The sequence below is a fragment of the Ferrimonas balearica genome, from assembly GCF_019802055.1.
GTDB classification, from domain to species: domain Bacteria; phylum Pseudomonadota; class Gammaproteobacteria; order Enterobacterales; family Shewanellaceae; genus Ferrimonas; species Ferrimonas balearica_A.
This window is the reverse complement of sequence record NZ_JAHVHW010000004.1, coordinates 489784-503450: the sequence shown is the minus strand read 5'-3', so window position 1 is coordinate 503450 and position 13667 is coordinate 489784. Positions and strand designations below refer to the sequence as shown.

The following is a 13667-nucleotide window of genomic DNA, read 5'->3' as shown; positions in this document are numbered from 1 at the left end:
GCTAATAAAATTCCCTCCCATGCGTATCGATCAATCTTTGATGGCCCTGGAGCGCTACATCACCCGCCGCTGGCGTGAGGTGGGGGATCCCAGTGGCCTGAGCCTCAGTTACACCGAGTACGACTACCTCCAGACACTGGAGGAGGCAGCCTGCCTGCGCCTCTCTGATCTGGCGGAGATGATGCGGGTGGCCAAGCCCAGCGCCAGCACCATGTGCCAACGGCTGGAGCGCAAGGGGCTGGTGAGCCGGAAACGCTGTGACGCGGATGCCCGCGCCGTGCTGCTGCAGTTGACCGAAGCGGGCCAGACCATGCTGGCTCAGGATCGCGACCTCTACCGTCAACTGCTCGATGAACGATTGGGGCGGCTTGACGATCAGGAGCAGCGCGCTCTGGCCAACCTGTTGGCTCGGATGGTGGAGCGGGACTGAGCGTTTTCGGGTAATGAGTTTTATCGGGTAATGGGCTCCTTTAAGCCAATAGTTAGCTTTTCTAATTAAATGAGGTGCGGATGTCAGTGTCGTTGAGTCGTCAGGCGGTGAACCGTCAGTTCTGGCGCTACGTGCTGCCAACGGTGGCGGCCATGTTGGTCAGCGGCCTCTACCAGGTGGTGGATGGGATCTTCATCGGCCGCCATATCGGCGCGGATGGTCTGGCGGCAATTAATGTCGCCTGGCCCATCGCCGGCGTGCTGTATGGTCTGGGCATGATGGTGGGCGTGGGTGCCGGGGCACTGAGTACCCTTTCTCGCGGCGAAGGCAAGCTGGCACGGGCGCGGGCTCAGCTGGGCAATGGCCTGGTGCTGATGGTGCTGATGGCGTTTGGCGCCACCGCGCTGTTGTGGCTGCTGAATGAACCGGCGCTGGCGCTGCAAAACGCCGAAGGGGAGGTGCTCGCCCTGGCCAGGGATTACCTGCAGGTGTTGCTGGTGGCCGCGCCGGTGGCGCTGGGCAGTATGGCGCTGCCCTTTATGCTGCGTAATGACGAGGCCCCGAGCCGCGCCACCCAGTTGATTGTGGTGGGGGCGGTGACCAACATCCTGCTGGACTGGGTGTTTATCGTCGAGCTGGACTGGGGGCTGACCGGGGCCGCACTGGCCACCTCACTGGCGCAGCTGCTGGTGACCATACTCGGCATTGCCCACTTTTTCTCCGCCAGGGCGCAGACCCGCCTGACCCTGGCCGATCTGAAACTGCGCCCCTACGACGCCTGGCGCAGCTGCGCCATCGGCTTCTCCAGCCTGCTGATGTATGGCTACTACAGCGTGGTTATCGGTCTGCATAACGCCCTGTTCCTGCACTATGGCGATGCCACTGTGGTGGGGGCCTACGCCATTGTCAGCTACCTGTTGGCGGTTTACCTGCTGTTTGCGGAGGGGGTGGCCACCGGGACTCAGCCCTTGATCAGTTTCCACTACGGGGCGGGGGAGTATGCGTTGATGAAGCGCTACATCCGGCGCATGTTGCTGGTGGCGGTTGGCAGCGGAGTGGTCGCGCTGGGCTTGCTCAACGCCTTCTCCACGCCGGTGATCCACATCTTCAACAATGTGGACACCCATCTGATTGCCGCCACTGAGCACGGGCTTAAGCTTCATCTGCTCGCCCTCTACCTGGATGGCTTTATCTTCTGCGTCGGGGTGATCTTCCAGTCTTTCGGAGCCAGTGGCAAAGCCACCGGCATCAGCCTGGCCAATATGGGGATTCAGCTGCCCTTCCTGTTGCTGCTGCCTCACTGGCTGGGGCTGGATGGGGTCTGGCTGGCGCTGCCGATCTCCAACATCGCGCTGACGCTGGTGGCGGGCACCCTGCTGTGGCGTGAGTGGCGGCGCTTCGCCAAAGCGTAACCGGGCGTGTCAGCCCCCCTTTGGTCCCAAAGGAATAAGGTCGCCAACTTTGCGGACCTTAACGGGAATTCACCGTTTACCCACGGCGCAGGCAGACACATCCGCTTACCGGCACAGATGGCAATTTGCGTACGGTGAACCAGTCTCGATAGGTTGGCGTCACAGGCGACGGCCGGGAGTGTCTCATGTCTCGGGTAGGGTATCGTTTGGGGCAGGGGCTGATGGTAGCCAGCCTGCCTTTGGCGATGTGGCTGAAGGTGCCCTGGTTAACCTTTGCTTTGGCGGGGTTAGGACAGGGCTTGGTGTTGATAGCGTATCGTTTGCCAACCCGGAAGCGCGTCAATCGACGCACCAACCGGGCTTATGGGCGGCAGCGTCCTCATGGACACCGCCACCTGGTTTTAGCCCACTGAAGTGGGTCAACTCTGAGCGCGGGCCAATTCGGCCCGCAGCCGCTCGTTCTCCAGTGTCAGCACTTTGATCTGGTGTTCCAGCGCTTCGATTCTGGCTTTGTCGTCCGCCACCATATCGGCGGTGGTCACGGTTGCCACTTCGCCGCTGAACAGATGGGCGTAACGGCTTTCGCGACGACCCGCTTCCCGAGGCAGTTGCACCACAAGGCCCTTCTCCGCCATCTTCTGCAGCACCGCTTCGGTGGCTTTCACGTCCGCAAATTCACACAGGCGCCCGGTACGGGAGCGCAGCTCTCCCGGGGTTTGTGGGCCGCGCAGCAGCAGTACGCACACCAGGCCGCGCTCCTGCTCGGAGAGTTGCAGGCCGCCAAAGGCGGTATTGCAGAAACGGTGTTTGTATTTACTGGCCCGGGCACCGCCATCTTCATTGATCAGACGTTTGGCTTTGAGCTCTTCCAGAGTGTCGAGCACCTCTTTGTCAGAGAGGGAGAGAACCGGCTCGCGGTTGCTTTTCTGATTGCAGGCGCCTTTGAGGGCGTTGAGGGTGAGGGGGTAGAGATCCGGCGTGGTGGTTTCCTTTTCCAGTAGGCAACCAATCACCCGGGCTTCGTTGAGGCTGAGATTCATCTCCATGGCGGGACTCCTTGAGACAGCATTGCAGCCAGTATTGCCTCAGCCCCGGCCCCGGGCAAGCCCGGGGCGCCTAGGTTTTGCGCAGTCAGTCAGCGGATGCCCATTTTCGGTAATGATTCAGCTCGCGCACTTCGACGGAGGCGGCGGCCACCGGAGGCAGTGCATTATGAAGGGTGGTGAGCAGACGCTCCGCCAGGGCGTTCTTGGTGGTGTCGTCGCGGCCGGGCAGAATCGCCACGGTCAGATGAGCAAAGGGAGCGGACTCACCGCCAACCAGAGCGTAACGAACCGGCACAGCCCGAACCTTGATGTTACCGCCACTGAATTCACCACTGGCCAGAGCGCTGTTGTGCAGCTGCTCAAGCACCCCCGGCAGCGCATCGTCATTTAGCAGGTATTCGTTGTATTCCAGAACCAGGTGCGGCATTGCAGTTCCTTATGGGTCAAGCCCTTAACCAGATAATTCACTGAATAGCCCTATAGATTTCTAGCCGTCTAACTCTGGAAGTTAAGGGCGGCACGGGCTATCCTAAGCGCCTTGGAGTGTACCCCAGTGTCACCGCCCCTTGGAGAGAAAGATGAAAACCAAGCTCATCGCCGTACTGGCCATGATCGCATTGTGTGCCCTGTATCGGGTGCTTCCCCATCCCTTTAATTTCACGCCGGTTGCAGCCATGGGTCTGTTTGCGGGCGCCATGTTCGACAGCAAACGCATGGCGCTGATTGTGCCGCTGGTGGCGATGCTGCTCGGCGATCTGCTGATCGGCCTGCACGAAACCATGCTGTTTGTGTATCTGTCCATGGCGATCACCGCTGGCATCGGCATGTTGCTGCGTCATAAGCGCAGTGTCGGCACCGTCGCTCTGGCGGGCGTAGCCAGCAGCCTGCAGTTCTTCTTTGTGACCAACACCGGCATGTGGGCCGTCACCAACTTCTATCCCCACACCTGGGAAGGGCTGGTGCAGTGCTGGATCATGGGTCTGCCGTTCCTGCAGAACGACCTGGCCAGCACCTGGCTGTTCAGTGCCCTGCTGTTTGGCGGCTATGCCCTGCTGAGCCGCCGTATTCCGGCTCTGGCTCAGCGCTGATGCCACGCCGGTTGAGCAGCGATAAACGGGAGCTGTGCTACCCCTTTATCTTTGAAACCGGCCCCAGCACCGACTTTGAGGTGCAGACCGACGAGCTCTGCTCCTCCGTGGGCTATGCCCTGTCCCTGTTGGAGCAGGAGCTGGCGTCGGAGCCTGCGCTGCTGGCGGAACTCAAACCGGAGCTGCACCGGGTTCAGGCGCTGGTCTACCACCTCAATGGCTCGGTACGTGGCCGTTTGGCGGTGGAGGAGGCCGACCTGGACTGGCTCAAAGCCCGTTACGATCACCACAACGACTTCGGCGCCGTCAGCGGCTTTGTGCTGCCCACCGGTTCGCCGGCGGTGATGGCGCTTCATCTGTGTCGAAGCGGGGCCAAAAAAAGCATTCGTCAGCTGGTGCGATGTGAAGAGGCCGGGCTGGTGGTTCATGACCGCCTGCTGCGCCTTGCCAACCTGCTGACCAACTATTTCTTCTGTCTGACGGTGCGACTGAAACAGCACCTTGGGCAGGAGGAGATCCCCTTCGAGAGCAAAAGCTACTGAAGGGCACCCCGCTCATTTAGGGCGGGGATATGGAAAGCCTGCGGACCTAGGGATGAATCCGGTGAGAATCCGGAGCTGGCGCGCAACGGTAATAGGCCAAGGCCTTAAGCCCGATCTCCCCCGGTCCGCGTAACCCTACGCGAACTAGGACTTCAAAATGAACTACTCCGTTGTATCCGCGGCGCTGTTTGCTGCGGCCCCGTTTCTCTTTTCTGCGCACGCCACCGAAGTGGATGAAACTCTGGTGGTGACCGGCGATCGTCTGGCGCAACCCTCCGACTCGGTGCTGGCGCCGGTGACCGTGATCGATCGGGCCACCATCGACGCCATTCAGGCCAAAAGCCTGACTGACCTGCTGCGCATCCTGCCCAATGTTGATGTGAACCAGTATGGCGGCCGGGGCCAGAGCGCCACCGTTACCGTGCGGGGGGCGACCAGTTCCCAGAGCCTCGTACTGATCGATGGCATGCGTACCACCACCGGTGCCATCGGCCCGCTGAACATCAACAACTTCCCGGTGGCGCAGATTGAGCGCATCGAGTTTATCCGAGGCGCCCGGGCGTCGGTGTACGGCTCTGATGCGGTTGGTGGGGTCATCAATATCATCACCCGCAGCGGAACTGACGGCACCACGCTCTCCGCCGGTGCGGGCAGCTTTGAGCAGCTGGAAGCCAGCGTTCGCCATCAAAGCCAGTTGGCGGGCGGCACCCTGAAGGCGGTGCTGGCCTACGAAGACCAGGAGGGCTACAACGTCCACCCGGTCCCCGGCGTCAATGATGGCGACAAGCATGGCTTTACCGGCAAGAGCGCACTGCTCTCCTATGATCGCGCCCTGACCGAGCGCTTGAGTCTCTATGGTGCCGCCCGCTGGTACCAGAATGAGAGCCAGTACGACAACTCCAGCCTGGGCAACCCGGACTGGGGCATGCCGGATGTGCGTGAGCGCAAAGAGAATCGCTTCGACAACATCGATTATCAGTTTGAGGCCCGCTATCAGGGCGAACGCTGGCTGAGCCAGCTGCAGGCCCAGTACAGCGACAGCGAGAGCTACGACTTTGTCGATACTCTGAGCTACCAGAACTCACCGGACTACTCCCACCTGCGTCAGTACAACCTGGCCTGGGTGAATCGGGTGGTGCTGACCGATGCCATCAGCATCGGGGCCGGTGTGGACTGGCGCGATGAACAGCTTCGTGGCGACTCCACCTTCCTGGACTGGAACACCGGACAGGCGGCGCCCTTTGCGGATGGCACCCTGAGCCGCGATAACACCGGTGCTTATGCACTGCTGCGAGTTGAGGAGGGGGGCAGTCAGTTTGAAGCCTCCGTGCGTACCGACGACAACGAGCAGTATGGCCGTCACAACACCTGGCAGGTGGGAGGGCGGGTTGCGGCAACCCAGTCAGTGGCGCTGGTGGCCAGTGTAGGTACCGCCTTCCGTGCTCCCAGCTTCTACGACCTCTACTTCCCCGGCTCCGGCAACCCGGAACTGAAACCGGAAACCGCCGAGCTTTATGAGCTGGCACTGGAGGGGGCGGTCTCCCGCATCGACTGGCGCCTGGGCTGGTACCGTCAGGACGCCAAGGACCTGATCCAGTTCGACATCGCCAGCTACCGTCCGGTGAACATCGGTGAAGCGGTGATCGACGGGATTGAGGCGGAAGCGGCCTTTGATACCGGCCCGGTGCGTCATGAGCTCAGCTACGGCTGGCGCGACAGTGAGGACCGCACCACCGGCAATGAGCTGGTGGCCAGCGCCCGCCATAACGCCAAGTGGAACCTGAACACCGACTGGGAGGCGCTCAACCTCAGCGCCAACCTGCTTTACCGTGGCAGCCGCTGGGGGGATTCTGCCAACACCGTCAAACTGGATCCCTACTTCCTGGTGAACCTGGCGGCCAGCTACCAACTGACCGAGGCTCTGGTGGTGCGCCTGCGGGTGGAGAACCTGTTGGACGAAGACTACCTGACCATCGCCGACACCTTCTCCGGTGGCAGCTACCCCGGACAGGAGCGCAGCGTTTACGGTCAGGTCCAGTACCGTCTGTAACCGTGACAACAGAAAAAGGGCGCCCAGCGGCGCCCTTGTTTATTGTCTGCGTTTCTCTGTTTTAGCGCGCAGCCAGGTCATTCCCAAACGGGCCCATTAGCCCAGTGAAAGCACCCCCACAATTCCCTGCCAAGGCAGGTCCGGTGACAGCGCCAGGGCCCAGAGCAGCAACGCCAGTTTGGGTAGCATCAGGAGGCCCACCAGCCAGAATGCGCTGTGGCGTTTGGGAAGGTGACTCAAGCTGAGCGACTTCAGCAGCACGCCAATCCACATCCCGCTGCCACTCAGCAGAACCACCAGCAGCGCAGAAGGCTCAAACAGGGGCGTGGGCGCTTGATTGCTGAAATAGAGGGTGGCAATCACCACCAGACCAGCAAGCACCACAAAAGGCCAGGGACGACTGGCGCGCCACCACAAGGCGACCATCATCAGCATCAGCGGCGCCATCACCCAGGTATGAGGCTCTGAAAGCGCCATCTGAAGTGCGGGGTTTTCGAGCGTTTCGGGGGGCAGTACTTCCAGCTCCGGCAACTGCCAAAAGGCCAACAGCGCCAATATCGGCCAGAGCATACCAAGCCAGGCGATCCGGTCAGAGCCCCTGGCTTTGGGGGAGGGGGAGAGGTTGCGGCTTAGCCAGAGCAGCAGGGTGGCCAAAATGAGTGGGATCACCAGTGCACTGTGCCAGTTTACGGCAACCACCACACCACCGATGCTGGCTCCCAGTAGTTGGCTGATTGCCATCAGCCCCATCAGGGCGGCCAGCTTTAACGGGTGACGGGCCGTTTGCTCAACGGCCAACAGGGCGAGCGCTCCGGTGGCAACGCCACTGCCCAGGGCGGCGAGAGAAACGCCGAAGGTGGGCTCAATCAGCGCCAGTGCGGCGCCGCTGGCCATAAGAAGAAGCGCCAGAAGCAATGCTCCTGATGCATGAAAAAAGGTTGCGACCACGGGCATCAGCAGGGCAAAACCCGCGACCCGTGCCCCTTTACTTAACCAGTGCCAGTAAAGGACCTCATCCACATCGGGGGGCCCGTTGGGAATGAACATCAGCAGATTGGAGGGGAGCGTGGCCAGCCACCCCACCACCAGCGTGCAAAGAAACAGCAATGCGGCAAAATTGTGGCGCAGTCCCTGAGTGGGGGAGAGTTTCCGTGTGTTTTCCATGACAGCAATCCTTGCTTGAACAGCTCCGGCAACTTCACCGGAAACGGATTTTAAATCAACCCAGTACACGTAAGCTGGGAGTCACTCTCTGTTTATGAGGGCAGGCTCGTCAGGTCGTTATAGGGCCAGTATGGTCAGTATCTCCTGCCAGTTCAGAGCCGGGTCATGACACCAATGCCACAGCAGCATGGCGAGCTTTGGGGCCATCATCACCACCACTAACCCGGCGGCACGGCAGCGATAGGGCAGAGCGGAAAGGCAGAGGCCAAGCAGCAGCGCATGAATCCAGAGCAGGCTGGCGTTCAGCAGCAGCGCCACCATGCCGCTCAGGCTGAACAGTGCATAGGGGGACAACTGGCTGAAAAGCAGGATAAGGGCAACAAGAACACCAGCCACTAACCCCCAGTGGCCAACCTGCCGCTTGTGCCACATCAGGGCGGCTAAGCCAAACGTAACCAGTGAGGTGGCGACCGTTTGGATATTGGTACGAACGGCCTGGGGGACGCTGTCCGGTTGCCAGTTCAGCTCTGGCAATGCGGGCAGCAGGGACAGACCAATCAGGGGCAGGATAAGCGCCACCAAGTTGAACCTGTCTTCCACATAGCTTGGTGTTTGCCGCAGGGGATAAAGCCGCAGGTGGCCGATCATGGCCAGCGTCAATGTCAGCGGAATCGCCAACAGGGAGAGCGCTTTGGTGGTGGCGTGCATGGCGTTCTGTGACGGGGAAAACAGGTACTGTGTGAACCCGAGAATTGGAGTCATCAGTGGTGCGAGAGCAAGGCAGATGGCCCCCATAAAGGCCAACCAAGCGGCCATTCTTAAAGGGTTCTGGTGGCTACTCTCCATCAACAACAAGTAAAGGGCCCCCAGTCCCAGCCCCGAGCCAAACCCTGAAACCACAAGACCGGGGGCCGGGGCAACCAGACCACCAAGCTGACCCGCAGCCAATATCATCAGGCCAACCTGCAGTATCTTGGCGGGGGCAGTGATGAGGCGGAGTATTGGCATCATCAGGACAAATCCCAGCAACATGGCGACTTGAGCCAGTCCGTAAAACTCGCTCCACAGGCGACAATCGATGTCCAGATATCGGGGGATGCCCAGGGATTGCAGAAGGGGGGCGGAAAACGAAACTGGCCAGCAGAAAAGGGGGGTCAGAATCGCGACCATCAACAGCGACAGATTGGTTGAGCGGTACTGGGTAAATATTGGCTTCAATGCATCGCTCCAGAGCCCTGGAAATAGGTTTACCCTCAAGCTGATACGGAACAAGTTCAAGGCGTCATGAGCCAATCCGCAGGATGCTCAAAATCGTGCCACACTCAATGGGTGATACGCGGAGTTTGCCTATGCCCTTGAAGCGCTTGGCGCTGCTCTTTTCTTTGGCCCTGGTGCTGGTGCTGGCGTTGGGGTACCTGCTACTGCGAAATCTGGTGATCCTGCCCTACGTCAATGGTGAGGTGCTGGCCACTCAGCAGCAGGAGATCCGCGGGCTGAAGTTTCAATTTCAGGCCCGCCAGATGGCTTTGGCTCTGATGGCGCAGGACATGGCCAGTGATGACTTTCTGATGGCTTACCTGGATGGTCAGCAGGTCCAACAGGGCGCCCTGCCGCTGCATCAGGGCTTTACGCTTCAAGCGCTGTTTCTCTACGACGATGCCCTGGCGCTGCGCTATTACGACAACGACCCCCACTTCTCCCTGCCGATGCTGATGGGCGATGACGCCTTTCAGAGAGCCAAACTGATGCCGGTGCTGGACCCTCATCGACCCCGGCATCGCAGCGGGCTGTTGCGGCAGGGTGGCCAGCCCTTCCTCTATGCCGCGGCCACCGTCTGTAATCCGATGGGTAATGATTGTGGTCACGGCTATCTGATGGTGCTGCGTCATATGGGGGAAGCGTTCCGGAAACGAATAATGGAAACCAGTGGTCTGGCGTTCACGTTGAGACCCGCAGCCCTTGAAGATGAAACCCTGCCTGACCTGATGTCGCCGGAGACACTCCGCCTGCCCAAGGCGCAACGAGATATCCTGGTACGGGATGCGCTGGGGCGCCCTACGCTGGTGCTGGAACTGGAGCACACCACCAAGCCCCCCACCTCACTGACCCGCTACGAGTGGCTGGCGTTTGTGGCGCTAGGGGTCATGGTGGTGCTGGTCAATCTGTTGATGGGACATCTGCTGGTGCGGCCGATGGAGCGTGGGGTCGCGCAGATCCGGGCGATGGAGCGTAACCAGCAGTTTCGCCCGATGGGCAATACCGCCTCCATTCTGGAGTTTCGTCAGTTGGCCAGCGCCTTTAACAGCCTGATGCGAATGCTCTATCAGCAGCGTGAACAGCTGAACCAGATGGCCCGTACCGATCCCCTGACCGGGCTGGCCAACCGAAGGGCGATGGAACAGTTTCTGGATGAGGAGTGGCGCAGACTGGCTCGCCATCATCGGGGATTGGCGGTGGTGATGGTGGACATCGATCACTTCAAACAGTTTAACGACCGATTCGGGCACGGCACCGGCGACGAGGTGCTGACCAAAGTCGCGCGGGTGCTGGAATCAGTGACCCGACGCGGCGGTGAACTGGCGAGTCGCTGGGGAGGAGAGGAGTTCATTCTCGGCATTACCGAGCCCCAGGGACCGGAGCTGGAAAAGCTGGCCTGGACCATCGCCGAGCGGATCCGTCATCTGACCATCAGCTCGCCGGGTCTCAGCGGTCGCCTGACCGTCAGTATCGGCATCGCCTATCTGCCGGTTGGCCATAACCCGGTGGATCTCAGTTTGACGCTGCCTGAGCTGATGGAGGAGGCAGACAGGGCGCTTTACCGGGTGAAATCCGAGGGGCGGGACGGCGTGGCACTCTGGTGTGGGGTGGACAAGATGGGGCCAAACCGGCCCTGAGGGCGGAGGACTCCCGCCTCTGAAACCAAGCAGGGCTTGCCGAAGCAAGCCCTGTATCACGTTACAGCTGGATGGCGCCCAAAGGCTGGGCCGGCGGCACCAGGTAGTGGGCGAACTGCATGCGGTAGCCGATGGGCAGGTCCTGACGGGCCTGATCGACACGCTGGGCACGGGCATCGTGGTCCAGCTCTGCATCCAGATTGAAACTGATGATGTCGTAGCTCTGCGGATTGAGTCGACGCAGTAGCTGGTTCAGCACCGGGATCAGCTCGGCCTGGTCCAGGTTGGACTCAAAGCTGACGTAGGAGCTGTCTTCCTGAGGCGTCACGTGCACGGTGACGTAGTGTTCGCCTCGGATCCCGTTCATGGAGTAGCCAAAGGGCTCGAACAGGAAGTCGTCGAACTGGAAATCAGGCAACATGCCCTGCCAGTCAAACAGCTCGCGCACACCCTCAACGGTCTGATTGGTGCTGCGCAGGTAATCCGCGGCGGCACCCTGGATGTGGTACATCAGCAGTTCAGCTGTGGCGTCATCGGCGTCCGGCTGGTACGGCGCATCGCTGTGGAAGATGTAGTTGTGGTGGCCATCCAGGTGTCCCAGGCGCCATGCGCAACCGGGAAGGAGGCTTTGCAGCGCGGCGAGGTCTTCGTCAAAGCTGCTTTTCTGCAGGTGAGACTGGTATTCGTTTTTGCGCTGGTAGGTGAGCATCGCCAGTTCGTTCTGGCTGAAGTGCTTAAGGAATTCGGTAACCGCCTGAACCAGGGTAGTGGTACCGCAGGTCAGCATCAGGAATCGGTCATCCCAGACAAAGAGGCTGGATTCCGAAAGGAGGTAGGCGTCGCAGTGTTCGTTATGAACAGAGGAAAGGATGGTAGCGTTTGCCTGGGCTACCATGGTTTCCCAGAAAGGTTTTCCCAGTGCTCGAAGCGAGTTATGACCCGGCTTGAGCACCGCTTCGACTTTTTTTTCGGAGCCCTCGAAGAACATCATTTTCAGTTTTACTCCCGTTGAAGGCAGAAAAGCATGGTTTGGTAAGTATGGCCTTACCTCCCCCCCAACGAGTTTGGTTGATGAACTCATCAACCGCCCTCCTGGCGAATTCCGGGTTCGAGCGCTCCGCCAGAAGGGCAAAGCGGGGCGCAAAAATTGACCCGGGCCGCGCACAGTGGCGGCGATTATACGCATTTCCCCCCCCGGTGCCACTTCGGTTTCACTACACTTAGCAGCACGTCATAGATAAGAGGCTGCCATGACGCCATTAAAACAATGCGGGTTACTGATTTTGATGATGTTTTGGGGGAGGTTTGCGCAGGCAGAGCCAGCCTCTCTGAGTTGGCCCTGGCTGGTACAGATCGAGCCGCAATGTGTGCCTCAGGGGTGTTGGCACCGCTGGCATTATCAGGAAACGCCAAACGGCCAGCAGTTGATGGGCCTGCTGACCGCGTTAGCGGAATACACGGATGCGCCACTGGCGTTTGAGGATGAACCGGGGCTCAAACGACTGTCACTTTACCTGCCGGTTGAAGCCCCATTTGTTCAGGGCGTGGAGAGTGCTTCCAGCTGTATCGCATCGGCCTGTGCGGCGTATGAAGCGATCTCCGAAAACTCCCGGTGAGTGAAACCGTCGCGCCATAGGGATTCCGGAATATCAGCAAAGCTGGCGGCGTAGCCGTCGCTCACCTCCATCACCAACTCTCCAAGATCATCCAGTGCCAGCCCAAACAGCGTATCGGTCAGATGCAGACTGTGAGGGGTATTGGGCTTGCGGTAAAGCGCAGCCACTTTGGGCCAGGCGGAATGGTCCGCAGCCATCGATTCCGGCACCAGGTAGGGCAACTGCCGATCCCCCAGCCCGTAATGGCGTTTCAGCACCATAAACTTGTCCGGGATGGGACGGGTGGAGTCCCACCAATGGCCATCCACCACATCAAACAGGGCGTTGGTGGTCTTCTTATCCACTTCGCCCAGCCACTCCAGAGTGGCATCCAGCCAAACCGTGAGGCTCTGGTTGTAGAGCTGATCGTTCAGTACCAGTTGGGCGTTAATCAGGGCCATGGTGAGTTTGGCGCCCAGCATATTGGAGTAGAGGTCTTCCGGGGAGAAGGCGGAGACGGTTTCCGGCCACCCGGCAAAGCTGGCGTAGTTATGCCATTGGGCGATCTCATGGGATTCTGCCTTGAAGTAGGCCAGACGGGCGGCCAGTGCGGCGGAAAGCTGCCAGCGCTCCTGGCCACTCAGTTCACTGACGTCAAAGGCATGCATCCGAACGTATCGACGGCCGATTTCATCCGGCACCTCAATGATGTGAGCCTCGCCCAGCTTGCGGAAGATCTGGAAAAACAGGGCTACCGTATCGTCTGCGGTATCGCGGACGTGGGCCAGATCGATAAAGCCACCGCGCGCAGTGTAGAGCACGCCGTTGTTTTCGCTTCCCCGGTTGTTGTTGCCACTCATGCCCGAGGAGGTGTAGTTGAAGGTGCCGCCATCAAAGCGGTGAGGGCCAACCTTATTGGGGGCAACGGTATTGCCGAGCCGGAACAGGGGAATAGGCACCGGACCGACTTTCACCTTCTGCAGATTGCCGAATGCGCAGCAGGGGCGCACATTCTGGGGCACCGGGAAGCTGGGCAGGCTCTCCGGGGGGAGATCCCAGATCGCCACCGGTTGGTCGCTGCCGTTAAGCGCCCGACTGATGGCGCTCTCATCCGGCTTGGGGTGGCCCTGCCAGGTGGGGGAGGCGCAGCCTGCAATAAACAGAGTGGTCAGCAGAAACAGTCGGGAGGTGGTCATCAATACCCCTGTCAGGTGTGTCTTTAAGGCGCAGCCGGATAAAAAAAGCCCATACGTCATACCCATTGGCTGATTGGCTAATTATAATGCGCTCAATCTTTTAGGGCTGCGGATTGTAGTGCAGCCGCCATGATAGCGAAATCCCCGGTTCTGTTGCTGTTCAGGTCTGATCCAGCCTCTCTGGTATCACCGGCCGTTCAGTTTTGATCTAGCCTTTTAACAGTACACTCCGTCGGGCTAGTGCAAACAT

General features: G+C 60.0%; 14 protein-coding genes and 1 riboswitch. Of the genes, 8 read left to right on the top strand and 6 right to left on the bottom strand.

The window, feature by feature from the left end; translation table 11 throughout:
• Positions 1-19 precede the first annotated feature (19 nt).
• The 3 genes from KUV52_RS03230 (at position 20) to KUV52_RS03220 (ending at position 2255) form a co-directional block, all read left to right on the top strand.
• Positions 20-430 (top strand): MarR family winged helix-turn-helix transcriptional regulator, encoded by a 411-nt coding sequence (locus tag KUV52_RS03230; RefSeq protein WP_222524479.1) that lies wholly within the window; start codon positions 20-22, stop codon positions 428-430.
• A gap of 80 nt (positions 431-510) precedes the next feature.
• Entirely contained in the window at positions 511-1842 is a 1332-nt protein-coding gene (locus KUV52_RS03225) for an MATE family efflux transporter (protein WP_222524478.1), read from the top strand.
• 185 nt (positions 1843-2027) lie between these two features.
• Positions 2028-2255 (top strand): hypothetical protein, encoded by a 228-nt coding sequence (locus KUV52_RS03220; protein ID WP_222524477.1) that lies wholly within the window; start codon positions 2028-2030, stop codon positions 2253-2255.
• Positions 2256-2261: 6 nt separating this feature from the next.
• Here KUV52_RS03220 and KUV52_RS03215 read toward each other — a convergent pair whose 3' ends face one another.
• Both KUV52_RS03215 and KUV52_RS03210 read right to left on the bottom strand, forming a co-directional pair.
• Entirely contained in the window at positions 2262-2888 is a 627-nt protein-coding gene (locus tag KUV52_RS03215; protein ID WP_222524476.1) for a YceH family protein, read from the bottom strand.
• An 85-nt stretch (positions 2889-2973) separates the two neighbouring features.
• Positions 2974-3315 carry a 5-carboxymethyl-2-hydroxymuconate Delta-isomerase gene (locus tag KUV52_RS03210; RefSeq protein WP_222524475.1) on the bottom strand — a complete coding sequence of 114 codons (342 nt, stop codon included), beginning with the start codon at positions 3313-3315 and terminating at the stop codon, positions 2974-2976.
• A gap of 151 nt (positions 3316-3466) precedes the next feature.
• Between KUV52_RS03210 and KUV52_RS03205 the strand changes: the two genes are divergently transcribed.
• From KUV52_RS03205 to KUV52_RS03195, 3 genes are all read left to right on the top strand, one after another.
• A complete protein-coding gene (locus tag KUV52_RS03205) occupies positions 3467-3976 on the top strand; it encodes a DUF6580 family putative transport protein (RefSeq protein WP_222524474.1) in 510 nt (169 codons plus the stop codon).
• Entirely contained in the window at positions 3976-4518 is a 543-nt protein-coding gene (locus KUV52_RS03200; protein WP_222524473.1) for an ATP--cob(I)alamin adenosyltransferase, read from the top strand. Before KUV52_RS03205 ends, KUV52_RS03200 begins: the two co-directional genes overlap by 1 nt.
• 7 nt (positions 4519-4525) lie before the next feature.
• Positions 4526-4655: riboswitch (cobalamin riboswitch) on the top strand.
• A 20-nt stretch (positions 4656-4675) separates the two neighbouring features.
• A complete protein-coding gene (locus KUV52_RS03195; RefSeq protein ID WP_222524472.1) occupies positions 4676-6568 on the top strand; it encodes a TonB-dependent receptor domain-containing protein in 1893 nt (630 codons plus the stop codon).
• Positions 6569-6664: 96 nt separating this feature from the next.
• On the opposite strand, the gene KUV52_RS03190 is transcribed toward KUV52_RS03195, so the two are convergent.
• Positions 6665-7732, bottom strand: coding sequence for a hypothetical protein (locus KUV52_RS03190; RefSeq protein WP_222524471.1), 1068 nt, complete (start codon positions 7730-7732; stop codon positions 6665-6667).
• Between the two features lie 117 nt (positions 7733-7849).
• On the bottom strand, positions 7850-8950 hold the full coding sequence (locus tag KUV52_RS03185; protein ID WP_222524470.1) for a hypothetical protein: 1101 nt from the start codon (positions 8948-8950) through the stop codon (positions 7850-7852).
• A gap of 131 nt (positions 8951-9081) precedes the next feature.
• On the opposite strand from KUV52_RS03185, the gene KUV52_RS03180 reads away from it, so the two are divergent.
• Complete coding sequence (locus KUV52_RS03180; protein ID WP_222524469.1) at positions 9082-10626, top strand: diguanylate cyclase domain-containing protein; 1545 nt, start codon at positions 9082-9084, stop codon at positions 10624-10626.
• A 61-nt stretch (positions 10627-10687) separates the two neighbouring features.
• Here the strand turns inward: KUV52_RS03180 and KUV52_RS03175 are convergent, their stop codons facing one another.
• Complete coding sequence (locus tag KUV52_RS03175) at positions 10688-11614, bottom strand: S-adenosylmethionine decarboxylase proenzyme (RefSeq protein ID WP_261389872.1); 927 nt, start codon at positions 11612-11614, stop codon at positions 10688-10690.
• A 262-nt stretch (positions 11615-11876) separates the two neighbouring features.
• On the opposite strand from KUV52_RS03175, the gene KUV52_RS03170 reads away from it, so the two are divergent.
• Entirely contained in the window at positions 11877-12242 is a 366-nt protein-coding gene (locus KUV52_RS03170; RefSeq protein ID WP_222524467.1) for a hypothetical protein, read from the top strand.
• Here KUV52_RS03170 and KUV52_RS03165 read toward each other — a convergent pair.
• Entirely contained in the window at positions 12164-13417 is a 1254-nt protein-coding gene (locus KUV52_RS03165) for a DUF4056 domain-containing protein (protein WP_222524466.1), read from the bottom strand. The two genes, KUV52_RS03170 and KUV52_RS03165, sit on opposite strands and share 79 nt — an antisense overlap.
• Positions 13418-13667: the final 250 nt, after the last annotated feature.

Coding starts and splice junctions, on each gene's coding strand:
- KUV52_RS03230 (WP_222524479.1), top strand. CDS start 20: ATGCGTATCGATCAATCTTTGATGGCCCTGGAGCGCTACATCACCCGC.
- KUV52_RS03225 (WP_222524478.1), top strand. CDS start 511: ATGTCAGTGTCGTTGAGTCGTCAGGCGGTGAACCGTCAGTTCTGGCGC.
- KUV52_RS03220 (WP_222524477.1), top strand. CDS start 2,028: ATGTCTCGGGTAGGGTATCGTTTGGGGCAGGGGCTGATGGTAGCCAGC.
- KUV52_RS03215 (WP_222524476.1), bottom strand. CDS start 2,888: ATGGAGATGAATCTCAGCCTCAACGAAGCCCGGGTGATTGGTTGCCTA.
- KUV52_RS03210 (WP_222524475.1), bottom strand. CDS start 3,315: ATGCCGCACCTGGTTCTGGAATACAACGAATACCTGCTAAATGACGAT.
- KUV52_RS03205 (WP_222524474.1), top strand. CDS start 3,467: ATGAAAACCAAGCTCATCGCCGTACTGGCCATGATCGCATTGTGTGCC.
- KUV52_RS03200 (WP_222524473.1), top strand. CDS start 3,976: ATGCCACGCCGGTTGAGCAGCGATAAACGGGAGCTGTGCTACCCCTTT.
- KUV52_RS03195 (WP_222524472.1), top strand. CDS start 4,676: ATGAACTACTCCGTTGTATCCGCGGCGCTGTTTGCTGCGGCCCCGTTT.
- KUV52_RS03190 (WP_222524471.1), bottom strand. CDS start 7,732: ATGGAAAACACACGGAAACTCTCCCCCACTCAGGGACTGCGCCACAAT.
- KUV52_RS03180 (WP_222524469.1), top strand. CDS start 9,082: ATGCCCTTGAAGCGCTTGGCGCTGCTCTTTTCTTTGGCCCTGGTGCTG.
- KUV52_RS03175 (WP_261389872.1), bottom strand. CDS start 11,614: ATGTTCTTCGAGGGCTCCGAAAAAAAAGTCGAAGCGGTGCTCAAGCCG.
- KUV52_RS03170 (WP_222524467.1), top strand. CDS start 11,877: ATGACGCCATTAAAACAATGCGGGTTACTGATTTTGATGATGTTTTGG.
- KUV52_RS03165 (WP_222524466.1), bottom strand. CDS start 13,417: ATGACCACCTCCCGACTGTTTCTGCTGACCACTCTGTTTATTGCAGGC.